At 57.4% G+C, this 18,977-nt stretch carries 30 protein-coding genes; 4 read left to right on the forward strand and 26 right to left on the reverse strand.

The features are described from left to right. Positions 1-50: 50 nt before the first annotated feature. From XMD517_RS08040 to rplO, 9 genes are all read right to left on the reverse strand, one after another. Positions 51-1,394 carry a replication-associated recombination protein A gene (locus tag XMD517_RS08040; RefSeq protein ID WP_173485836.1) on the reverse strand — a complete coding sequence of 448 codons (1,344 nt, stop codon included), beginning with the start codon at positions 1,392-1,394 and terminating at the stop codon, positions 51-53. Between the two features lie 100 nt (positions 1,395-1,494). Then, positions 1,495-2,106, reverse strand: a complete 612-nt coding sequence (locus XMD517_RS08045) for an autoinducer binding domain-containing protein (RefSeq protein WP_173485837.1) — start codon at positions 2,104-2,106, stop codon at positions 1,495-1,497. Positions 2,107-2,403: 297 nt separating this feature from the next. Then, a complete protein-coding gene (rplQ, locus tag XMD517_RS08050) occupies positions 2,404-2,826 on the reverse strand; it encodes a 50S ribosomal protein L17 (RefSeq protein WP_173487797.1) in 423 nt (140 codons plus the stop codon). A gap of 189 nt (positions 2,827-3,015) precedes the next feature. Further along, positions 3,016-4,032: a DNA-directed RNA polymerase subunit alpha gene (locus XMD517_RS08055; RefSeq protein ID WP_173485839.1), complete on the reverse strand. Its 1,017-nt coding sequence runs from the start codon at positions 4,030-4,032 to the stop codon at positions 3,016-3,018. Positions 4,033-4,146: 114 nt separating this feature from the next. Then, entirely contained in the window at positions 4,147-4,536 is a 390-nt protein-coding gene (gene rpsK / locus XMD517_RS08060; RefSeq protein ID WP_133484925.1) for a 30S ribosomal protein S11, read from the reverse strand. Between the two features lie 15 nt (positions 4,537-4,551). After that, positions 4,552-4,920, reverse strand: a complete 369-nt coding sequence (gene rpsM / locus XMD517_RS08065) for a 30S ribosomal protein S13 (RefSeq protein ID WP_173485840.1) — start codon at positions 4,918-4,920, stop codon at positions 4,552-4,554. 385 nt (positions 4,921-5,305) lie between these two features. Further along, positions 5,306-5,884, reverse strand: coding sequence for an adenylate kinase (locus XMD517_RS08070; protein ID WP_173485841.1), 579 nt, complete (start codon positions 5,882-5,884; stop codon positions 5,306-5,308). Next, entirely contained in the window at positions 5,881-7,236 is a 1,356-nt protein-coding gene (secY, locus tag XMD517_RS08075) for a preprotein translocase subunit SecY (protein WP_173485842.1), read from the reverse strand. The genes XMD517_RS08070 and secY overlap by 4 nt, the downstream gene beginning before the upstream one ends. Positions 7,237-7,341: 105 nt before the next feature. Further along, a complete protein-coding gene (rplO, locus tag XMD517_RS08080) occupies positions 7,342-7,812 on the reverse strand; it encodes a 50S ribosomal protein L15 (RefSeq protein ID WP_173485843.1) in 471 nt (156 codons plus the stop codon). A 235-nt stretch (positions 7,813-8,047) separates the two neighbouring features. Between rplO and XMD517_RS08085 the strand changes: the two genes are divergently transcribed. Beyond that, the gene (locus XMD517_RS08085) at positions 8,048-8,803 is read left to right on the forward strand and encodes a sulfotransferase family 2 domain-containing protein (RefSeq protein WP_173487798.1); all 756 of its coding nucleotides are present in this window, start codon (positions 8,048-8,050) and stop codon (positions 8,801-8,803) included. 165 nt (positions 8,804-8,968) lie between these two features. Here the strand turns inward: XMD517_RS08085 and XMD517_RS08090 are convergent, their stop codons facing one another. The 13 genes from XMD517_RS08090 to XMD517_RS08150 form a co-directional block, all read right to left on the reverse strand. Continuing rightward, on the reverse strand, positions 8,969-9,106 hold the full coding sequence (locus XMD517_RS08090) for a hypothetical protein (protein ID WP_173485845.1): 138 nt from the start codon (positions 9,104-9,106) through the stop codon (positions 8,969-8,971). Positions 9,107-9,745: 639 nt separating this feature from the next. Continuing rightward, on the reverse strand, positions 9,746-9,934 hold the full coding sequence (gene rpmD, locus XMD517_RS08095; RefSeq protein WP_173485846.1) for a 50S ribosomal protein L30: 189 nt from the start codon (positions 9,932-9,934) through the stop codon (positions 9,746-9,748). A gap of 13 nt (positions 9,935-9,947) precedes the next feature. Further along, entirely contained in the window at positions 9,948-10,514 is a 567-nt protein-coding gene (gene rpsE, locus XMD517_RS08100; RefSeq protein ID WP_055187943.1) for a 30S ribosomal protein S5, read from the reverse strand. 123 nt (positions 10,515-10,637) lie between these two features. Then, positions 10,638-10,997: a 50S ribosomal protein L18 gene (rplR, locus tag XMD517_RS08105; protein ID WP_055187941.1), complete on the reverse strand. Its 360-nt coding sequence runs from the start codon at positions 10,995-10,997 to the stop codon at positions 10,638-10,640. Between the two features lie 11 nt (positions 10,998-11,008). Further along, positions 11,009-11,542 carry a 50S ribosomal protein L6 gene (gene rplF, locus XMD517_RS08110; protein WP_173485847.1) on the reverse strand — a complete coding sequence of 178 codons (534 nt, stop codon included), beginning with the start codon at positions 11,540-11,542 and terminating at the stop codon, positions 11,009-11,011. A gap of 11 nt (positions 11,543-11,553) precedes the next feature. After that, positions 11,554-11,946: a 30S ribosomal protein S8 gene (gene rpsH, locus XMD517_RS08115; RefSeq protein WP_173485848.1), complete on the reverse strand. Its 393-nt coding sequence runs from the start codon at positions 11,944-11,946 to the stop codon at positions 11,554-11,556. 12 nt (positions 11,947-11,958) lie between these two features. Then, positions 11,959-12,264 carry a 30S ribosomal protein S14 gene (gene rpsN, locus XMD517_RS08120; RefSeq protein ID WP_173485849.1) on the reverse strand — a complete coding sequence of 102 codons (306 nt, stop codon included), beginning with the start codon at positions 12,262-12,264 and terminating at the stop codon, positions 11,959-11,961. Positions 12,265-12,283: 19 nt separating this feature from the next. After that, the gene (rplE, locus tag XMD517_RS08125) at positions 12,284-12,838 is read right to left on the reverse strand and encodes a 50S ribosomal protein L5 (protein WP_173485850.1); all 555 of its coding nucleotides are present in this window, start codon (positions 12,836-12,838) and stop codon (positions 12,284-12,286) included. Next, positions 12,838-13,143 (reverse strand): 50S ribosomal protein L24, encoded by a 306-nt coding sequence (gene rplX / locus XMD517_RS08130; protein WP_055187930.1) that lies wholly within the window; start codon positions 13,141-13,143, stop codon positions 12,838-12,840. The genes rplE and rplX overlap by 1 nt, the downstream gene beginning before the upstream one ends. Position 13,144: 1 nt before the next feature. Further along, complete coding sequence (rplN, locus tag XMD517_RS08135; protein ID WP_005621870.1) at positions 13,145-13,513, reverse strand: 50S ribosomal protein L14; 369 nt, start codon at positions 13,511-13,513, stop codon at positions 13,145-13,147. Between the two features lie 90 nt (positions 13,514-13,603). Continuing rightward, complete coding sequence (gene rpsQ / locus XMD517_RS08140) at positions 13,604-13,834, reverse strand: 30S ribosomal protein S17 (RefSeq protein ID WP_055187929.1); 231 nt, start codon at positions 13,832-13,834, stop codon at positions 13,604-13,606. Between the two features lie 14 nt (positions 13,835-13,848). Continuing rightward, complete coding sequence (rpmC, locus tag XMD517_RS08145) at positions 13,849-14,049, reverse strand: 50S ribosomal protein L29 (RefSeq protein WP_055187926.1); 201 nt, start codon at positions 14,047-14,049, stop codon at positions 13,849-13,851. A 347-nt stretch (positions 14,050-14,396) separates the two neighbouring features. After that, a complete protein-coding gene (locus tag XMD517_RS08150; RefSeq protein WP_173485851.1) occupies positions 14,397-15,086 on the reverse strand; it encodes a hypothetical protein in 690 nt (229 codons plus the stop codon). A 152-nt stretch (positions 15,087-15,238) separates the two neighbouring features. Here XMD517_RS08150 and XMD517_RS08155 point away from each other — a divergent pair, with 152 nt between their 5' ends. The 3 genes from XMD517_RS08155 (at position 15,239) to XMD517_RS08165 (ending at position 17,112) form a co-directional block, all read left to right on the forward strand. Continuing rightward, a complete protein-coding gene (locus tag XMD517_RS08155; RefSeq protein WP_173485852.1) occupies positions 15,239-15,862 on the forward strand; it encodes a TIGR02466 family protein in 624 nt (207 codons plus the stop codon). A gap of 195 nt (positions 15,863-16,057) precedes the next feature. Continuing rightward, on the forward strand, positions 16,058-16,408 hold the full coding sequence (locus XMD517_RS08160; protein WP_173485853.1) for a hypothetical protein: 351 nt from the start codon (positions 16,058-16,060) through the stop codon (positions 16,406-16,408). 95 nt (positions 16,409-16,503) lie between these two features. Further along, positions 16,504-17,112: a thermonuclease family protein gene (locus XMD517_RS08165; protein ID WP_173485854.1), complete on the forward strand. Its 609-nt coding sequence runs from the start codon at positions 16,504-16,506 to the stop codon at positions 17,110-17,112. Positions 17,113-17,180: 68 nt separating this feature from the next. Here the strand turns inward: XMD517_RS08165 and rplP are convergent, their stop codons facing one another. Genes rplP through rpsS form a run of 4 tightly spaced genes read right to left on the reverse strand, consistent with a single transcriptional unit; the run spans position 17,181 to position 18,977 of the window. Beyond that, positions 17,181-17,594 (reverse strand): 50S ribosomal protein L16, encoded by a 414-nt coding sequence (rplP, locus tag XMD517_RS08170; protein ID WP_173485855.1) that lies wholly within the window; start codon positions 17,592-17,594, stop codon positions 17,181-17,183. Positions 17,595-17,607: 13 nt separating this feature from the next. After that, complete coding sequence (gene rpsC / locus XMD517_RS08175; protein WP_055187916.1) at positions 17,608-18,315, reverse strand: 30S ribosomal protein S3; 708 nt, start codon at positions 18,313-18,315, stop codon at positions 17,608-17,610. After that, positions 18,315-18,695 carry a 50S ribosomal protein L22 gene (gene rplV / locus XMD517_RS08180; RefSeq protein WP_055187914.1) on the reverse strand — a complete coding sequence of 127 codons (381 nt, stop codon included), beginning with the start codon at positions 18,693-18,695 and terminating at the stop codon, positions 18,315-18,317. The genes rpsC and rplV overlap by 1 nt, the downstream gene beginning before the upstream one ends. Positions 18,696-18,698: 3 nt before the next feature. Then, entirely contained in the window at positions 18,699-18,977 is a 279-nt protein-coding gene (rpsS, locus tag XMD517_RS08185) for a 30S ribosomal protein S19 (RefSeq protein WP_055187912.1), read from the reverse strand.

Here is an 18,977-nt window from a genome sequence, read left to right on the forward strand (position 1 = left end):
TCTGGCCTTGTTTTCCGGTCACACCTGTCCCGGGGTCGCGGGCAGCACCCCTAGTCCCGGTTTCGCTTGCCCCGCAGCTTGGCAAAATAATCGGACCGGCGCTTGAGTTCACGTTCAAACCCGCGTTCCACCGGCAGGTAATAGACCCCTCGCTTCATCCCATCCGGGAAATAGTTCTGGCCCGAAAACCCGTCCGGCGCGTCGTGATCATATTCATAGCCCGCCCCATAGCCCTGATCTTCCATCAGTGCGGTTGGCGCGTTGAGGATGTGTTTCGGCGGCGGTTCAGACCCGGTTTTCTTCGCCGCCCGGCGCGCCGCCTTGATGCCCACATAGACCGCATTGGATTTCGGGGCGAGGGCCAGATAGACGGCAGCATTGGCCAGCGCCAGCTCTCCCTCGGGGCTGCCAAGACGCTCATAGGTCTGCCAGGCATTCAGGCACACGGTGTTGGCCTGCGGATCGGCAAGCCCGATATCCTCGGTCGACATCATGGTCAGGCGGCGGGCCAGAAACCGCGGATCTTCGCCGCCCTCCAGCATCCGGGCCAGCCAGTAAAGGGCCGCATCCGGGTCGGATCCGCGAATGGATTTGTGCAGGGCGGAAATCAGGTTGTAATGTTCGTCGCCGGATTTGTCATAGATGGCGGCGCGTTTCATCAGCCGCTTGGACAGCTGATCTGTGTTGAGCTTGTCGCCCTCGGCGGGCAACCTCCAGGCCATCACCTGTTCAATCAGGTTCAAAAGCGCCCGCCCGTCCCCGTCGGCCATTTCCAAAAGCGCCTCACGCGCGGGTCCGTCCAGCGGCAGAGCGCGATCCAGTTCCTTTTCCGCCCGTTGCGCCAGCCGCTCCAGATCAGCCAGCGTCAGCCGGGTCAGCACCAGCACCTGTGAGCGTGACAGGACAGCGGCATTGAGTTCAAAGGACGGGTTTTCCGTGGTGGCCCCGACCAGCAGGATCGTGCCATCCTCCATATGCGGCAGGAACCCGTCCTGCTGCGCCTTGTTGAAGCGGTGAATTTCATCGACAAAAAGCAGCGTGCCCTGCCCGTTCTGGCGCCGGATCTTTGCCGCTTCGAACACTTTGCGCAGCTCAGGCACGCCAGAGAAAATTGCGCTGATCTGGACGAAATGCAGGTTGGTCTCATGGGCCAGCAGCCGCGCAATGGTGGTTTTGCCCACCCCGGGCGGGCCCCAAAGGATCAGCGACCCCAGCGCCTGTGCCGCCAGCATCACCCCCAGCGGGGCCTCCGGTCCCAGCACCTGCTCCTGCCCGATCACCTCACCCAAAGATCGCGGACGCAACCGATCCGCCAGCGGGCGCGGCGCAAGGGTTTCGGGCTGCGCGGAGGGGGGCGCATCTGGATCGGAAGGCGTATCGAAAAGGTCGCTCATAGGGCGAGACTATGCCCCCCATGCAGGGGAGAAAAGGCCAAATCGCCCCGTCCTGCAAACCGGCCTGAAAACCGGGCAGAGGGGCGCTATTCAGGTCCGGTTACAGCAGGTTATATTCCTGCGCCCGCTGCACTGCCTCGGCGGTGGTGCGCACAAACAGGCGTTCGCGCGCCGAGCGCAGCCGGGCCTTCAGCGCACTTTCGGAAATCCCCAGAAGGGCGGCAGCCTCTGCGTGACGTGACCCTTTGGCGATCAGGCGAAGGGCCATGCGCTGCGCCGAGGTAAGCTGTTCCGGCGGGGTGGATTTTTCATGCAGCTCCTGAACGATATCCTGGATCTGGCGGATTTCTGCGTCGGAAAATTCCCGATCGCTGCGGGCAAACCCTCCAATGGTGCGCGAGGATGTGGGGCCGTAGGACACGGTCAGACCATAGGTCAGACCATGGGCTTTGGCCTGATCCAGAATACCGTGAGGGTCAGGCAGTTCAATCTCACTCCAGCGAATCGCCCCTTCTTCGCCAAACCCCCAGAACACGGTGGGATCGCCCAGCATATAGCCCTTTTCGGTGTAGACCTCGGTCCAGCTTGCGTCATAGGTCTGTATCATCAGATGGGCCGATGCATACCGAATATGCAGCCCCAAAGCGTAGCCTTTTGGGGACAGGTCCGTCAGGCGCGAAAGGCCCTGATCCAATCCGTTTACTTCGTTCATCTCATTTGGCTTTCTGCATAATGGTGGGACGTATATTTTTACAAAGAATGGGTTTGTCAAACAACTTATGGGTGACGTTACCGCATTTCCCCCTCGCCTTTCCATTGTAAAATGAAAGCCTTGGTTGGATTGCCGGTTCGAAAAATTCCAGCCCCCCGGGCAGGCGATTGATAACTCGGGCGAATTTCCGCCGAACACCACAGGCACAATAGGTGCCGACCTCTTGCCCGCAGGCATAAAAAAACCCCGCCAAAGGCGGGGTTTTTTCGACGAGATCCGGTCAATCCGGATCGGTCTTTATTCCTCGGCAGCCGCTTCTTCGGCTTCCAGGCGGGCGCGGTCAGCTGCGCCTTTGGCGTCGACATCGCGGTCAACGAATTCGATGATGGCCATCGGCGCCATGTCACCATAGCGGAAGCCAGCTTTCAGAACGCGGACATAACCACCGTTACGTTCGGCAAAACGCGGGCCGAGAACGTCGAACAGTTTGGCCACGTGCTGGTCCTGTTTCAGACGGGCAGCAGCCTGACGGCGGGCGTGCAGATCGCCACGTTTCGCCAGCGTGATCATTTTCTCGATGATCGGGCGAAGCTCTTTGGCTTTCGGCAGGGTGGTTTTGATCTGTTCGTGTTCGATCAGCGAACCGGCCATGTTTGCGAACATGGCTTTACGGTGTTCATGGGTGCGGTTCAGGCGGCGGTAACCACGAGCGTGACGCATTTTCTTAATCCTTCATTTGGTGCCCTTTGTGACAATCCCCTTTTGGGGTGCCGGGCGATGCTTTGTCTGTGAACCGATGCGTGTCGGTCCCTCTCCTTGGGGCAGGATTGCCCGGATGTTCCCCTCACCGTGAGGGCATTTCGGAGGCCGCTTTACGCCGCCCCCGGAAAAGAGTCAATCAAAGACGTCTTAGAACTGGTCTTCGAATTTCTTCGCCAGCTCTTCGATGTTCTCAGGCGGCCACTCTTCGACATCCATGCCGAGGTGCAGGCCCATGCCCGAAAGCACTTCTTTGATTTCGTTCAGCGACTTGCGGCCGAAGTTCGGGGTGCGCAGCATCTCGGCTTCGGTTTTCTGGATCAGATCGCCAATGTAAACGATGTTGTCGTTCTTCAGGCAGTTTGCCGAACGGACCGACAGTTCCAGCTCGTCCACTTTCTTCAGGAGAAGCGGGTTGAACTCGAGACCATCATCTTCGTCCTGGCGACCAGCGGCTTCCGGCTCGTCGAAGTTCACGAAGATCGACAGCTGGTCCTGCAGGATGCGGGCAGCGAAGGCCACCGCGTCATCCGGGGTCACGGACCCGTCGGTTTCCAGTTTCAGGGTCAGTTTGTCATAGTCGAGAACCTGACCTTCACGGGTCGGCTGCACGTCGTAAGACACTTTTTTGACCGGCGAATAGATCGCATCCACCGGGATCAGGCCAATCGGCGCATCTTCCGGCTTGTTCTTATCGGCAGCGACATAGCCTTTGCCGGTGTTGACGGTCAGTTCCATGAACAGGTCAGCGCCATCGTCGAGGTGACAGATCACGTGGTCCTTGTTCAGGACTTCGATGCCAGCCGATTCCGAGATGTCACCAGCGGTCACAACCATCGGGCCTTTGGCGGAAATCGACAGGCGCTTGGGGCCTTCCACTTCCATCGACAGGGCCACACCTTTGAGGTTCAGGATCACGTCGGTCACGTCTTCGCGCACACCGGCGATCGAGCTGAACTCATGCAGAACGTTGTCGATCTGAACCGAAGTGATGGCGGCACCTTGCAGCGACGACATCAGAACGCGGCGCAGCGCGTTGCCAAGGGTCAGACCAAAGCCACGCTCCAGCGGTTCTGCCACAACGGTGGCCTGACGTGCGGGATCATTGCCCGGCTTCACGTCCAGCTGGGTCGGCTTGATCAGTTCTGCCCAATTCTTATGGATCATGTGTCCCTCCATTCCAGTCCGTGCCCCATGTTCCGTATAGGCAGGACGCCCGAGGTTGAAAAACGACAAAAGCCGGGGGGCAGAAAACCTGCTCCCCGGCGAAATTTTTTGCGATTACACGCGGCGACGCTTCGGCGGGCGGCAGCCGTTGTGGGCAATCGGGGTCACGTCGCGGATCGAGGTGATGTTGAAACCGATTGCGGCCAGGGCGCGCAGAGCCGATTCACGACCCGAACCGGGGCCTTGAACTTCGACTTCCAGGGTTTTCACGCCATGTTCCTGGGCTTTTTTGCCAGCGTCTTCCGCAGCCATCTGAGCAGCATACGGGGTCGACTTGCGCGAGCCTTTGAACCCCATGGTGCCAGCCGACGACCACGAGATGGCGTTGCCTTGCACGTCCGAGATCAGGATCTTGGTGTTGTTGAACGAGGAGTTCACGTGGGCAACGCCCGACGCGATGTTCTTGCGCTCTTTGCGCTTCATGCGGGTCTTATCACGAGCCATTGGTCTAACCCTCCCTTACTTCTTCTTACCAGCGATGGCCTTTGCGGGGCCTTTGCGGGTGCGAGCGTTGGTGTGGGTGCGCTGACCGCGAACCGGCAGGTTGCGACGGTGACGCAGGCCACGGTAGCAGCCCAGATCCATCAGGCGCTTGATGTTCATCTGCACTTCGCGGCGCAGGTCGCCTTCAACATTGTAGTTGGCGTCGATATGCTCGCGGATGGCCAGAACTTCGGCATCCGACAGTTCGTTCAGACGACGGGTGCGGTCGATGTTGAGGGCCTCGCAGATGGAGTCAGCCGAGGTGTGGCCAATTCCGGTGATATAAGTCAGGGCGATCGGGACCCGTTTGTGGGTCGGGAGGTTTACGCCGGCGATACGTGCCAAGTGTCACTTTCCTTTTCGTTGCGGTTCCGTAGTTCCGGAACCTTTTTTCACAACCAAAGCCCGCGGGGATCTTTTCCTGCGGGCCCTTGCTGAAACTCTGATCCGGTGGCGTTGGGGCGCGACCCCGCTGACACACCGATTCCCGTAAGGGATGAGGTGGATTAGAAGGGTTTTAAGGAAAGGTCAAGGAAGGATTTCCAACAAGCCCCCCGCACCCGTGCCACGCCCCTGCCCCGCAGCTTTTTCTTGTTCCAAATATCCTGGGGTGAATTGGCGCTGCAGGTGCCAAGAGGGGCAACGCCCCTCCCCCCCCAAAAGGAAAAGACCCGGAACGAAAAACGCCGCGCAAAAGGCGCGGCGTCTTGAAACCTGTGTCACACGGCGGTCAGCCGTCCAGCAGACCCGCAATCGAGGACTTCACCTCGTCAATCGAGCCCAGACCGTCGATGGATTTCAGGTTGCCCTTGGCCCAGTAATAGCCAATCAGCGGCGCGGTCTTCTTGTAATATTCCATCAGGCGGAAACGTACGCTTTCTTCATTGTCATCGGCGCGGGCTTCTTTGCCGGCGGCCACCGCCTCGGCGGCGCGGTTGACGATGCGCTTGACCAGCGTTTCGTCATCCACCTGCATCTCGATGACCATATCAAGCGCCTCGCCCTGCTCTTCCAGAAGGGCGGCCAGCGCATCGGCCTGCGGCAGGGTGCGCGGGAAGCCGTCAAAGATAAAGCCCCCCTTCTTGTCGCCCTGCAGCTTTTCCTTGATCAGGCCAATCACGATCTCATCAGTCACAAGACCACCGGCATCCATGATGGCGGCAACCTTGAGACCCATCTCGGACCCCGAGCTTTTGGCCTCGCGCAGCATGTCCCCGGTGGAGAGCTGGATCATGTCCCGCCCCTCTACCAGGATTTGTGCTTGGGTGCCTTTACCGGCGCCGGGCGGTCCGAGAAGTATGATGTTCATCGTCTGGCTGGTCCTTTTTTCTTGCGTTTTTTGCCCCGCAGTTGGGATTTCTCGATCAGCCCTTCATACTGGTGCGCCAGCATGTGGGACTGAACCTGTTGGATCGTGTCCATCGTGACCGACACAACAATCAGAACCGAGGTGCCGCCGAAATAGAACGGGATGGCCAGCTGGCTGCGCAGCACTTCCGGCAGAAGGCAGACCAGGGCCAGATACCCCGCGCCCAGCACCAGGATGCGGGTCACGATATAGTCCAGCGCGGCTGCGGTCTTCTTGCCCGGTTGGATGCCCGGAATGGATCCGCCCTGCTGCTTCAGGTTCTCGGCCACCTCATCCGGCTTGAACGCCACCTCTTTGGTATAGAAGAAGGTGAAGAACACGATCATCGCGGTGAAGAACAGAAGGTAAAGCGGCTGACCGGGGCCGAAATAGGCCAGGATCGTCGACATGATCGGGCCGGTCTGGCCTGACGAGAAGGTCGAGATCGTGGTCGGCAGCAGCAGAAGCGCCGAGGCAAAGATGGCCGGGATCACGCCTGCGGGGTTCACCTTGATCGGCAGGTGCGAGCTGTTGGCCTCATAGACTTTCATGCCCACGTTGCGACGCGGATACATGATATGGACCTTGCGCAGCGCGCGCTCCATGAACACCACAAAGGCAATCACGACCGCAACCATCACCATCACACCGATGATCACGGCGGGGCTGATGGCCCCCGAACGACCAGAGGCAAGGAACTGCGCCAGAGCGGCGGGGATCTCGGCCACGATGCCGACAAAGATGATCAGCGAGATGCCGTTGCCGATGCCGCGCGCGGTGATCTGTTCGCCCAGCCACATCAGGAACATGGTGCCGCCCACCAGGGTGATCACGCAGGAGGCGAGGAAATAAAGGCCCGGCGTCGTTACAAGCTCACCAGCCTGCAGCGAATTGGCCAGGGCAAAGGCCTGCCCGGTGGCCAGCAGAACGGTGCCATAACGGGTGTATTGGTTGATCTTCTTGCGGCCCTGCTCACCCTCTTTCTTGAGCTGCTTGAGCGGCTCCCACATCGAGCTGAGCAGCTGGATGATGATCGAGGCAGAGATGTAGGGCATGATGCCAAGGGCAAAGACACCCATCCGCGACAATGCGCCGCCGGTGAACATGCCCAGCACGCCCGCGATGCCCGATTGCGCCTGTTCCATGAAGTCGCGCAGGGCGCCCGCGTCAATGCCGGGGACCGGAATATAGGTGCCGATACGGTAAATGATCAGCAAGCCGATGGTGAAAAAGATGCGTTGGCGCAGCTCGGTCGCTTTGCCGAAAGCGCCCCAGCTCATATTTGCCGCCATTTGTTCTGCTGCAGATGCCATAAGGCCCCCTCATCAAGTAAAAACACCGCCGGACCGTTCCCGGCTCCGGCGGCGCTTGAAAACGTAGAAAGACATGTAAGGGGGTTTCACGCCCCTCACAAGGTCTTATTCAGCTGCTGCCGGAGCGGCCACGGTGAGCTTGCCACCAGCTTTCTCAACAGCTTCAACAGCCGATTTCGACGCACCGGTCACGGTGATCGACGCTTTGGCGGTCAGTTCGCCTTTGGCCAGAACGCGGATACCGTCCAGTTTGCGGCGCACCAGGCCCGAAGCCACCAGGCTGTCTTCGGTGATGTCGGCTGCATCCAGCTTGCCGGCGTCGATAAATTTCTGGATCAGGCCCAGGTTTACAACGGCAAATGCCTTGCGGTTCGGCTTGTTGAAGCCACGCTTCGGCAGGCGTTGGTAGAGCGGCATTTGGCCGCCTTCGTAACCATTGATGGCCACACCCGAACGCGATTTTTGACCTTTGATACCACGACCACCGGTTTTACCGGTGCCCGAGCCGGGACCACGGCCAATGCGTTTGCGGGGTTTGGTTGCGCCGGGATTGTCGCGCAGTTCATGAAGTTTCATGTCGCTTCTCCTTTGCCGGAACTGACCCACGAAGCGTAAAGGGGCCAAACACGGCGTTTCTTGGTTTTGATTCTGGACCCATTCAGGGCCACCGGGCGCGTATAGAACAAGTCGCTTTGCACTGCAACCTTCTTCCACGCCTTTCTGGCGTCCACCAGCAAGCATAGATGCTGACAAAGCGGCATGCGGAGGATACAGAAGGGAACCTCGATCAGAGAGCTAAGAAAGAATGAACATGCACCACCCAGCCATTTCTCTACCGTACTGGTTTCAACTGAACAGGGTTGAACATTATTGGTTTGAGGCAAATGGTAAGCGGTTTGCCTATGCTTACATTCGCAAAAATGCCTGCACGGCTTTCAAAACGCTGATCTGTGAGACTTCAAGGCGGGCCGATTTCGTTGAGACTGGTCTGCGTCCAATGCGTTTCATGAACAAATACCACCGGATCAAAACCCGCAGACAGCTCGATCAGTGTCACACCCGCCTGTTTGTTTATCGCGACCCTTATGGACGACTGGTGTCGGCCTATTTGAACAAATTCGTGGCCCGCAAGGGGCATGAGGATATTTTTCAACGTTATCAGAGCGCCACCGGGCAACATCCCGATGACACGAGTTTTCGCGATTTTGTAACCCGGTATTGCATTCCCCCCTTTTCCCAGCGCGACAAACATGTCCGCCCTCAGGCCAGCCGACTTCTTGATCTGCCCTATGACCATGCGATCGAGATGGGGGGGCTATTGCCCAAAATGCAGGATCTACTGGGGGCCGAACTCGCGGAGAGGTATTTTTCCAGACCGCGGAACCGAACGGAGTATTCAAATCTGCAATCCAGCCAGGTGGACATGCGCGCAGGCGACCTGGCACAGCTGTTTCGCAACACGGGTCAAGCACCGGGGGCAAAAGCCTTTGAAAGTAAAGAGCTCAGGCAACTTATTGAGAAGAACTACGCCTGCGACTACGCCCTGATTAGATCATTGCAAGTTTAGTTGATTCCCAGTTTTATCTGGAAACGTCCTCAGGTCTTATACGCCTCGGTTGTTTCATATCTGTGCCTCGTTCCAATATAATCTCGAAACCCTTTGTGGGTTCCTGAGAAAGAAAAACCCGGCATAAAGCCGGGTCATCAGAAGCAGGTCAAATGTCGCGCGAGATCACTTCTCGCAGTTGCACTTGTGCATGTATTCGGTCCAGGTCGGGGTCGGTTCCGACGCGAGGAATTTTTTCACAGCCACGGCGACGGTGGCGAAGAGAACGGCAACGAGGCCAACAGGTGCGGTGATCACGGCCATATCGGTGAGTCCCTAAAGAAGTTGTCTGTTGCGCCCGTCATAAGGCTGAACATGTTAGATAACCAATCGCATCTGCGAAGCCCCGGGTTGCAGGGAATGCATGGGTCGTGGAGTTGGGGTATTGTTCAGGAATGTGTCACAGCGGAGAGTAAAGGGCAGCGCCCGGGCCTCTCCCGAGATGGCAGACCGCCTAAACCGCGGATTGGGTCTATCCAGTTGATCGCGTTAGTCACGCGTGCGCCACGCCCGAACGATACGGGACAGGTTTTGGAGTGTCGTTGGCGGGCGAAATAGAAATACTACGACAACAAGCGCCAGCAAGAATGCCCCACCCCCGTTTCCGCTTGCGATACCAAATGTCAGCTCTGCATTCGCGATGAGCTGCAACGTCTTATCCATGATTGAGGTAGGTGGTTCTGTCGTCATGACACACTCCCGGCTTTAGTGTGTCACCCCTTAGATAGGTAAAACTAAGATCAATTCTCAGAACGTGTAAACCAATATCTTGAGAAACTCGCCAAAAGTATCCGATCGTATTTTTCTGCCAAGTCCGGGTCTGAAACTTCAACAAGATACGTAACAAAAAACACCCCGGCCATTTCTGACCGGGGTGCTCAAAGCTCTCAAAGGAAAAGAGGGTTACTCTTTCTCTTCGATGATCTTCACCATGTGCGGGATCGAGTTCACCATGCCGCGTACGGCAGGGGTGTCTTCGAGTTCGCGGGTTTTGTGCATTTTGTTGAGGCCCAGGCCGATCAGCGTCTGGCGCTGTTTCGAGGGGCGACGGATCGGGCTACCGATCTGTTTTACAACGATGGTTTTAGCCATTGGTCAGATCTCCTTACGCGTCAGCAGCTTCGGCCGGGGCAGCGTCTTTGTTGCCCAGGATGTCAGCCACTTTTTTACCACGACGCTGTGCGATTTGACGCGGGCTTGCTTCTTTTTGCAGGCCGTCAATGGTTGCACGGATCATGTTGTAGGGGTTCTGCGAGCCGATCGACTTCGACACAACGTCCTTGATGCCCAGCATTTCGAACACGGCACGCATCGGACCACCAGCAATAATACCGGTACCTTCCGGGGCGGTGCGCATGATCACCTTGCCGGCACCGTGACGACCTTCGATGTCGTGGTGCAGGGTGCGGCCTTCGCGCAGCGGCACGCGGATCATTTGGCGCTTGGCTTGCTCGGTGGCTTTGCGGATGGCTTCGGGCACTTCTTTCGCTTTACCTTTACCGAAGCCAACGCGGCCTTTTTGGTCGCCAACAACCACGAGAGCGGCGAAGCCAAAGCGCTTACCACCTTTTACGGTTTTCGACACGCGGTTGATCGCGACAAGGCGATCAGCAAATTCCGGTGCTTCTTCTTCGCGGCGGCCACGGCCACGGCGATTTTCACGTTCTGCCATTTGGCATTCCTTTCTGAGTGGCGTTTAGGACGCCGTAAAATTCAATCCTGGTGGGTAATCAGCGAACCAATCGCCCCCGGATCATCGGGGGGGCACCGGGAAACCCGATGCCCTCCACAAGTCTTAGAACTTCAGGCCACCTTCACGCGCAGCGTCGGCCAGGGCCTTCACTTTGCCGTGGAACAGGAAGCCACCGCGGTCGAAGTAGCATTCTTCGACGCCAGCTTTTTTCGCACGTTCGGCAATGGCGGCGCCCACTTTGGCAGCGGCTTCCACGTTGTTCTTGCCGAAAACACCCAGGTCTTTTTCCATCGAGGATGCGGCGGCCAGGGTTTTGCCCTGAGCGTCGTCGATGATCTGCACCGAGATGTTTTTGTTGGAGCGGTGCACCGACAGGCGCAGCTTGCCAACATTGTGCTTGCGAAGTTTGTTCCGGACGCGCAGGCGGCGCTTGAGGAACAGGGTCCGTTTGCTGTTTGCCATCTGTCTGGTCCTTACTTCTTCTTACCTTCCTTGCGGAAGATGAACTCGTCTTTGTATTTGATGCCTTTGCCTTTGTAGGGCTCCGGCTTACGCCATTCGCGGATGTTTGCCGCGGTCTGGCCGACGAGTTGTTGGTCAATGCCCTCAACGATGATTACCGTCTGCTTCGGAGCGGTCACGGTGACGCCCTCCGGAGCTTCGAATTCAACGTCATGCGAGTAGCCGAGGTTCAGTTTCAGGGTGTTGCCCTGCATCTGAGCACGATAACCAACACCGTTGATTTCCAGCTCTTTCTTGAAGCCTTCGGTCACGCCGGTCACCATATTCTGAACCATGGTGCGCGACATACCCCATTGCTGACGAGCACGTTTGGACGAGCCGCGCGGCTCAACCGAAACGGCGTTGTCTTCAACAGTGATGGTCACATCATCAGTGGCGGTGAAGCTGCGGGTGCCTTTCGGGCCCTTCACTTCAACGGTCTGACCCGACACGCTGGCGGTCACGCCTGCGGGCAGCTCGACCGGTTTTTTACCAATACGAGACATTCCAGACCTCCTTAGAATACGGTGCAGAGCACTTCGCCGCCAACATTGGCTGCGCGTGCGCTTGCGTCCGACATCACACCTTTCGGAGTGGACACGATCGACACACCCAGGCCCTGACGGACTTGCGGGATGTCTTTCACGCCCATGTATACGCGACGACCGGGTTTCGAAACCCGTTTCAGTTCGCGGATAACCGGGGTGCCATCAAAATATTTCAGGCTGATTTCAAGGGTCGGGTGACCGTTGACATCAGTGCCAGCCTCATAGCCGCGGATGTAGCCTTCGTCAGAAAGCACATCCAGAACCCAGCCGCGCAGTTTCGACGCCGGGGTCGAAACGGTGGACTTGCCACGCAGTTGAGCGTTGCGGATACGGGTGAGCATATCGCCGATAGGATCGTTCATATCTTCTCTCCCTTACCAGCTCGATTTCACCAGACCGGGGATCTGGCCGTTCGAGCCCAGTTCCCGCAGTGCGATCCGCGATACTTTCAGCTTACGATAGTAAGCGTGCGGACGGCCGGTCAGCTGGCAACGGTTGTGCAAGCGGGTGGCCGACGAGTTGCGCGGCAGTTTGGCCAGTTTCAGACGCGCTTTGAAACGCTCTTCCATCGGCTTCGATTCATCGTTTGCGATCTCTTTCAGCGCAGCACGTTTGGCGGCATATTTCTCCACCAGCGCCTGACGCTTCTTCTCGCGTTCGATCATTGCTTTTTTAGCCATGTCTTTTCCTTCCCGCGGATCAGCTGTTGAAGGGCATGTTGAAGTGCTTCAACAGGCTCTTTGCTTCCGCGTCGGTGTTCGCGGTGGTGGCAATCACGATGTCCATGCCCCAGGTTTCATCCACTTTATCAAAGTCGATTTCCGGGAACACGATGTGTTCTTTCAGGCCGGTGGCATAGTTGCCGCGACCGTCGAACGATTTGCCCGAAACGCCGCGGAAGTCACGGATACGGGGCATCGCGATGGTGATCAGACGGTCCAGGAATTCATACATCCGGTCACCGCGCAGGGTCACTTTCGCACCCAGCGGCATGTCCTCACGAACACGGAAACCAGCGATGGATTTCTTGGCTTTGGTCGTCACAGCCTGCTGACCGGCGATTTGGGTCAGATCAGCCACGGCCGACTTGGCTTTTTTCGAGTCTTTTACAGCCTCAGCACCGCAACCGATGTTCAGAACGATTTTGTCCAGCTTGGGGATCTGCATGTCGTTCTTGTAGCCGAACTCTTCTTTCAGAGCGGCACGGATGCTGTCCTTGTAGGCAGCTTTCAGACGAGGGGTATAGTCAGCCATCAGATTGCCTCCCCGGTCGACTTGGCGAAACGCACTTTCTTGCCGTCTTCCTCGCGGAAGCCAACACGGGTCGCTTTGCCGTTCTTGTCAAGAATTGCCAGGTTCGACAGGTCGATCGGCATCGCTTTCGGGATGCGACCACCTTGCGAAGTTTGCGACTGGCGGGTGTGGCGGATGGCCATGTTCACGCCGTCAACAACGGCTTTGCCAGCCTTCGGGTCAACAGAAGCGATTTCGCCCTGCTTGCCCTTGTCCTTGCCGGCCAGAACGACAACCTTGTCGCCTTTTTTCAGCTTAGCAGCCATCTTACAGCACCTCCGGAGCCAGCGAGATGATCTTCATGAAGTTCTTCGCGCGCAGTTCGCGAACAACCGGTCCGAAGATACGGGTGCCAACGGGCTCGTTGTTGTTGTTCAGAATAACGGCCGCATTGCGGTCGAAGCGGATGGCGGTGCCGTCTTCACGACGGACCTCTTTGGCGGTGCGTACGACGACGGCCTTGCGGACGTCCCCTTTTTTCACGCGACCGCGCGGGATGGCTTCCTTAACCGAGACAACAATGATGTCGCCAACGGATGCGTATTTACGCTTGGAACCACCCAGAACCTTGATGCACTGAACGCGACGTGCGCCGCTGTTGTCAGCTACATCCAGATTGGTTTGCATCTGGATCATGTGGTTTCTCCCGACCTTTGGGGCGCCGATGCATGGCGGAACCCCCAGGGTTTCGACTTGTTAAGTCGTCCGGGAAGGTAAGCAGATAGCTTAGCCTTCCAAAACTTCCCAACGCTTGGTTTTCGACTTCGGCGCGCATTCGATGATGCGGACGATGTCGCCAGCCTTATAGGCATTCTTTTCGTCGTGAGCGCGATATTTCTTCGACTTACGAACGGTCTTGTGCAGCAGCGGGTGCTTGAAACGACGTTCCACCGAAACGGTGACGGTCTGTTCGTTGGCGGCGCTGGTGACGACACCTTGCAGGATACGTTTGGGCATGCTCTCAGCTCCTCTTATTCAGCCGCAGCTGCAGCTTTTTCGGTCAGAATGGTTTTAACACGGGCCGCGTTGCGGCGTGCCTTGCGCATCTGAGCGGTGTTTTCGAGGGCGCCGGTGGCCTGCTGAAAACGCAGGTTGAAGGCTTCTTTCTTCAGGTCAGCCAGAGCGGCACGCAGCTCTTCCGGCGACTTCTCACGAAGTTCCTTGGCGTTCATTTCGCCTTGTCCTTTCCTTGCACCAGAGAGCGCTGTCCTTATGTCGACAGGTAACCCTTAACCTGGTGGGTGAATATTCAATACACACGAATCCCGTGACCGGAATCCGCGCGATGCGCCTCTATAGGGGGGATAGGGGATGGGGGCAAGGAAAAGTTTGTGAATTTACGCGCACGTTCCGTAGTCGATCCAGATCTGCACTTCGATCGGGTTTTCGCATTCGGCAGCCAGCTTTAGTTTGGCCTCAGCCAGAAGATGCCGCGGAAAACAACGCACACGCAATCACGAAAACCTACTCTCCCTCGCCCTACCCTTCCAATACCACTTTCCTGCCCCCGCAGCCGACCTTACCCCTCGAACACGACCTCTATCATGTCCGCCTCCCCATCGCCGCGCCCCACAAGCAGCATCCAACTGCCCTGCGGCAACAGCTTTTGACCGTAGAGCAGATTGTTTTCGCAAAAGAGAAGGTAGGACACGGGTTTGGAATAGGCATAATTGCCATGGGACCGGAACCGCTCACCGAAAGCAGCATAGAACGAGATGCCGTCCCGGCTACCATCCGGCAATTCATAACAATCCGGGGCGGCCTCGATCAGCCATTCATCCCCGGTGGGATAATCTGCCGCCGCATGCCCAGGCAGGAAAAAGGTTCCAAGCGTTTGAACCTTCAGCAGATCCTCGCTTGCCTCTGCAACCCTACTGTTGTTGCGCCCCACCCGCAGGCCTTGCCGTGTCTCCATCACAAACCCGGGCGCACGGAACATCATGATATAAAGATACGGGTCCTCCGCCCCGAACACCTGCGCCGGATCGGTGACAGCGACATGAAACTGCTGCCGCGCCAAATGCCCCCGCATCACCGAGGATCCGGGGCTTCGTGGCACAAGCTCCACCTCTTCCCCACCCTGCAACAGGGCGATTTCCAGTCCGGGTGTGGTGGTGTTCCTGGGCGCGACCCAAAGCGCAAGAAGCACAAGCCCGATGATAGTCGCAAGGCCTGCGACCTGCTTTCCGTTCAATGCCTCAGACCTCATCCGCACCTCCTACATCACAGCAACAGACCTAATGTATCGGGCCGCACCCGCCCTCACCAGACCAACCACCCGGCCCCCTTTGCGCCAAATCGTCGCCCGGTCAGCACACAAAAATCTCTCGCCAGTCCTGGCCGGGTTCAGTATGAGGGGCCATGGCCAATATATCCTCTCTCTTCGTGACCCGCCTTTACCACGCTCAACTGTCCGAACATGGCCCTGCCATTGACCAGGATGAGCTTTATGACAGCTGCTATTCCATCGCCGAGGATGACGAGGCGGGGCAGGAATGGTGTGAAGCCGAGGGCTATCCCGGCTACACCTCTTACGCCTCGCTGACCGACCTGCCCTGGCGGTTTCCGATCTTCAAGGATCTGGTCGACAGCCTTGATAAACACGTCGCCGGTTTTGCCGAGGATCTGGAGTTCAATCTGGATGAGCGCGAATTGGTGCTGGAGGACATCTGGATCAATATCCTGCCGCCGGGTGGCTATCACTCCGCCCATATCCACCCGCATTCGGTGATTTCCGGCACCACCTATCTGGCGCTGCCCGAAGGCGCCGGCGCGCTGCGTTACGAAGACCCGCGCCACGCGCGCATGATGGCCGCCCCCCCGCGCCGCAAAAACGCACGGGAAGAGCTGCAGAGCTTCATCACCAAACGCCCCGCCGAGGGGGACATTCTCCTGTGGGAAAGCTGGCTCAGACATGAGGTGATGCAAAACACCGGCGAAGAAGAACGCCTGTCGGTGAGCTTTAATTACAAGTGGGGCGAGTGAGGCTCCGCGCCTCGCCCATTGAACGACACCAAACCGCGCCCACTCGGCGCGGTTTTGCTTTTCGGGCGCAGAAACCGGCAAGTTGCCGCGCTGGCCCCCGCTGATATTGGATAACACTGGTGGCGTGGATAGCATCGTGGTCAACAAACGCATCAGCAAACACGCGTTCAACCACTCTGCATGACGGGAATGACCATGAAAGCCCCCCTTAAAGCCGCCCTGATCCTTGCTCTGCTCCCCCTTATGGCCACCGCTTCGCTTGCCGGAAATGGCAAGGGGCATGGCAAGGCGAAAGGGTATGGTGCTGGGGGGTGCCCGCCGGGGCTTGCCAAAAAGAACCCGCCCTGCGTGCCGCCCGGTTTGGCGAAACCCAAGGTCGGGGACCGGCTGGACGATTATGAGTATTCCGTTTTCGACGACTATGACCGCTATCGCCTCGATCGACACCACAGCTATTACCGTGTGGGCGAGCTGATCTACCGCGCCGATCCAACCACGTTCCAAGTGCTGGAGGTGATTGGATTGATGGACCAGCTGCTGCGGTAGGGGCTACATCGGGAGCTACGTACCCGCTCCCCCCCACTTGCGCCAATAGGTAGAGTTGCTAAGATGTCTGGGCAATTTCAGACTAGGCACTGCAAATGGTAGTATTAATCCTATTCGCCCTTTTGGTTGCCGCACTCTTTTTAACTTTTAGCAGCTTTGGCTCTCACAAACGGGGCAAGTTGGATGTCAGGGGCCGAAATACCTCTGGCACTTCTTCTGCACCTACGCCTAACGGCAGTAGTTTCGAAGCTCCAAATGTTCATCCCCTGCAAAAGCCATCTCCTAAAGCTATACGTCATCACACCAAAGGGGTTGAACATGACCCGCCTCCAGAAATTCCTTCATCAAAGAGACTTCGTGGGAAGGCGTGGGTGATTGATGGGGACACGATTGTTGTTTCTAAGATCAAGGTGCGGCTTGCTGGAATTGATGCGCCAGAACTCGATCAGCCTTGGGGAAAGAAAGCCAAATGGGAAATGGTCAAGATTTGCAAGGGACAAACCATTGACGTCGAGCTCACAGGAGAAACTAGCTATGATCGGCTAGTGGGAACCTGCTATCTTTCGGATCGAACGGACATTGGGGCCGAGTTAATCAAAGCAGGGCTGGCATTGGACGGAGGGCACTTTTCCCGAGGGAAGTATCGCCATCTTGAACCAGAAGGCATCCGCAAGAAGTTGAAGTTCTACGGCCACTGGCGCTAACAAAAACCCCCGCCGATATCTCGACGGGGGCTTTTTTGTTAGCGCAGTGATTTTCGCGGATGCGAAAATTACCAGTCTTCGCGTTGCACGACGCGCGATTTGATCGGCAGTTTCATGGCAGCGAGGCGCAGGGCTTCGCGGGCCACTTCATCCGACACACCGTCGATTTCGAACATCACGCGGCCCGGCTTCACTTTGCAGGTCCAGCGGTCCACGGAGCCTTTACCTTTACCCATACGAACTTCGATGGGCTTGGCGGTTACCGGGGTGTCCGGGAAGATACGGATCCAAACACGGCCCTGACGTTTCATGTGACGCGTCATGGCACGACGTGCGGCTTCGATCTGGCGTGCAGTCACACGCTCGGGCTGCAGGGCCTTCAGGCCATACGAACCGAAGTTCAGATCGGAACCACCTTTTGCCTGGCCTTTGATCCGGCCTTTGTGCATCTTGCGGAATTTAGTACGCTTTGGTTGAAGCATCTTTCAGATCTCCTTAGCGACGGCCGCCGGCGCCACGGGGCGCGGGACCTTCCTGAAGCTCTGCCTGACGACGATCACGAGCCGACGGATCGTGCTCCATGATTTCGCCTTTGAAGATCCAGGTTTTGATACCGATGATGCCGTAAGGCGTCATTGCTTCTGCATGTGCGTAGTCGATGTCGGCGCGCAGGGTGTGCAGCGGCACACGACCTTCGCGGTACCATTCGGTACGTGCAATCTCAGCACCACCCAGACGGCCAGCAACGTTTACACGAATGCCCAGGGCACCCATGCGCATGGCGTTCTGCACGCCACGTTTCATGGCACGACGGAACGACACACGACGCTCCAGCTGCTGAGCGATCGATTCCGACACGAGGGCGGCGTCCAGCTCGGGCTTGCGCACTTCAACGATGTTGAGGTGCAGTTCGCTGTCGGTCATCTTGGCGATTTTCTTGCGCAGGGTTTCGATGTCTGCGCCTTTTTTACCAATGATGACACCCGGACGGGCGGTGTGGATCGTCACGCGGCACTTTTTGTGCGGACGTTCGATGATCACACGAGCGATACCGGCCTGCTTGCATTCGGTCTTGATGAAGTCACGAATTTTCAGGTCTTCCAGAAGAAGATCCCCGTAATCTTTCGTGTCTGCATACCAGCGGCTGTCCCAGGTGCGGTTGACCTGAAGACGCATGCCAATCGGATTTACCTTCTGACCCATTAGGCTTGCTCCTCAACTTGACGCACCTTGATGGTGAGTTCCGAGAACGGTTTGATGATTTTGCCGAAACGACCACGGGCGCGCGGACGACCGCGTTTCATGGTCAGGTTCTTGCCCACATAGGCCTCGGCGACGATCAGTTCATCGACGTCCAGGTTGTGGTTGTTTTCAGCATTGGCGATGGCCGACTGAAGGCATTTCTTCACGTCTTGGGCGATACGCTTGTTCGAGAAGGTCAGATCGGTCAGAGCGCGATCAACCTTCTTGCCGCGGATCATGCCAGCAACCAGGTTCAGTTTCTGCGGGGACGTCCGAAGCATACGGGTTTTGGCCATAGCTTCGTTGGCGGCCACGCGGCGGGGATTTTTATCCTTACCCATGGCTTACTTCCTCTTCGCTTTCTTGTCAGCCGCGTGACCGTAATAGGTACGGGTCGGCGAATATTCACCGAACTTCTGGCCGATCATTTCTTCGGTCACCGACACGGGAACGTGCTTTTGACCGTTGTAGACGCCAAAGGTCAGACCCACGAACTGGGGCAGAATGGTCGAACGACGCGACCAGATCTTGATGACCTCGTTTTTACCCGATTCACGGGTTTTTTCGGCTTTTTTGAGGACGTAAGCGTCAACAAAAGGGCCTTTCCAGACAGAACGTGCCAT

This window comes from Aliiroseovarius sp. xm-d-517 (genome assembly GCF_013283135.1).
In the GTDB taxonomy this organism is placed as follows: Bacteria; Pseudomonadota; Alphaproteobacteria; order Rhodobacterales; family Rhodobacteraceae; genus Aliiroseovarius; species Aliiroseovarius crassostreae.

Excerpts from the sequence above, each read along its gene's own strand:
- XMD517_RS08150 (WP_173485851.1), bottom strand. The coding sequence starts at position 15,086 with ATGAGGTCTGAGGCATTGAACGGAAAGCAGGTCGCAGGCCTTGCGACT.
- rplN (WP_005621870.1), bottom strand. The coding sequence starts at position 13,513 with ATGATCCAGATGCAAACCAATCTGGATGTAGCTGACAACAGCGGCGCA.
- rpsH (WP_173485848.1), bottom strand. The coding sequence starts at position 11,946 with ATGAACGATCCTATCGGCGATATGCTCACCCGTATCCGCAACGCTCAA.
- rpmD (WP_173485846.1), bottom strand. The coding sequence starts at position 9,934 with ATGGCTAAAACCATCGTTGTAAAACAGATCGGTAGCCCGATCCGTCGC.
- rplF (WP_173485847.1), bottom strand. The coding sequence starts at position 11,542 with ATGTCTCGTATTGGTAAAAAACCGGTCGAGCTGCCCGCAGGCGTGACC.
- rplP (WP_173485855.1), bottom strand. The coding sequence starts at position 17,594 with ATGCTTCAACCAAAGCGTACTAAATTCCGCAAGATGCACAAAGGCCGG.
- XMD517_RS08090 (WP_173485845.1), bottom strand. The coding sequence starts at position 9,106 with ATGGCCGTGATCACCGCACCTGTTGGCCTCGTTGCCGTTCTCTTCGCC.
- rplV (WP_055187914.1), bottom strand. The coding sequence starts at position 18,695 with ATGGGTAAGGATAAAAATCCCCGCCGCGTGGCCGCCAACGAAGCTATG.
- XMD517_RS08165 (WP_173485854.1), top strand. The coding sequence starts at position 16,504 with ATGGTAGTATTAATCCTATTCGCCCTTTTGGTTGCCGCACTCTTTTTA.
- XMD517_RS08040 (WP_173485836.1), bottom strand. The coding sequence starts at position 1,394 with ATGAGCGACCTTTTCGATACGCCTTCCGATCCAGATGCGCCCCCCTCC.
- rpsQ (WP_055187929.1), bottom strand. The coding sequence starts at position 13,834 with ATGCCCAAACGTATCCTGCAAGGTGTCGTCACCAGCGCCGCCAACGAA.
- rpsE (WP_055187943.1), bottom strand. The coding sequence starts at position 10,514 with ATGGCAGAACGTGAAAATCGCCGTGGCCGTGGCCGCCGCGAAGAAGAA.
- XMD517_RS08055 (WP_173485839.1), bottom strand. The coding sequence starts at position 4,032 with ATGATCCATAAGAATTGGGCAGAACTGATCAAGCCGACCCAGCTGGAC.
- rpsN (WP_173485849.1), bottom strand. The coding sequence starts at position 12,264 with ATGGCTAAAAAAGCAATGATCGAACGCGAGAAGAAGCGTCAGGCGCTG.
- XMD517_RS08070 (WP_173485841.1), bottom strand. The coding sequence starts at position 5,884 with ATGAACATCATACTTCTCGGACCGCCCGGCGCCGGTAAAGGCACCCAA.
- rpsC (WP_055187916.1), bottom strand. The coding sequence starts at position 18,315 with ATGGGTCAGAAGGTAAATCCGATTGGCATGCGTCTTCAGGTCAACCGC.
- rpsS (WP_055187912.1), bottom strand. The coding sequence starts at position 18,977 with ATGGCACGTTCTGTCTGGAAAGGCCCTTTTGTTGACGCTTACGTCCTC.
- XMD517_RS08155 (WP_173485852.1), top strand. The coding sequence starts at position 15,239 with ATGGCCAATATATCCTCTCTCTTCGTGACCCGCCTTTACCACGCTCAA.
- rpsK (WP_133484925.1), bottom strand. The coding sequence starts at position 4,536 with ATGGCTCGTGATAAGACCCGCATGAAGCGCAAAGAGCGCAAGAACATC.
- rplR (WP_055187941.1), bottom strand. The coding sequence starts at position 10,997 with ATGGCAAACAGCAAACGGACCCTGTTCCTCAAGCGCCGCCTGCGCGTC.
- rplX (WP_055187930.1), bottom strand. The coding sequence starts at position 13,143 with ATGGCTGCTAAGCTGAAAAAAGGCGACAAGGTTGTCGTTCTGGCCGGC.
- secY (WP_173485842.1), bottom strand. The coding sequence starts at position 7,236 with ATGGCATCTGCAGCAGAACAAATGGCGGCAAATATGAGCTGGGGCGCT.
- rplE (WP_173485850.1), bottom strand. The coding sequence starts at position 12,838 with ATGGCTGACTATACCCCTCGTCTGAAAGCTGCCTACAAGGACAGCATC.
- rplQ (WP_173487797.1), bottom strand. The coding sequence starts at position 2,826 with ATGCGTCACGCTCGTGGTTACCGCCGCCTGAACCGCACCCATGAACAC.
- XMD517_RS08045 (WP_173485837.1), bottom strand. The coding sequence starts at position 2,106 with ATGAACGAAGTAAACGGATTGGATCAGGGCCTTTCGCGCCTGACGGAC.
- XMD517_RS08085 (WP_173487798.1), top strand. The coding sequence starts at position 8,048 with ATGCACCACCCAGCCATTTCTCTACCGTACTGGTTTCAACTGAACAGG.
- rpmC (WP_055187926.1), bottom strand. The coding sequence starts at position 14,049 with ATGAACGCCAAGGAACTTCGTGAGAAGTCGCCGGAAGAGCTGCGTGCC.
- XMD517_RS08160 (WP_173485853.1), top strand. The coding sequence starts at position 16,058 with ATGAAAGCCCCCCTTAAAGCCGCCCTGATCCTTGCTCTGCTCCCCCTT.
- rplO (WP_173485843.1), bottom strand. The coding sequence starts at position 7,812 with ATGAAACTTCATGAACTGCGCGACAATCCCGGCGCAACCAAACCCCGC.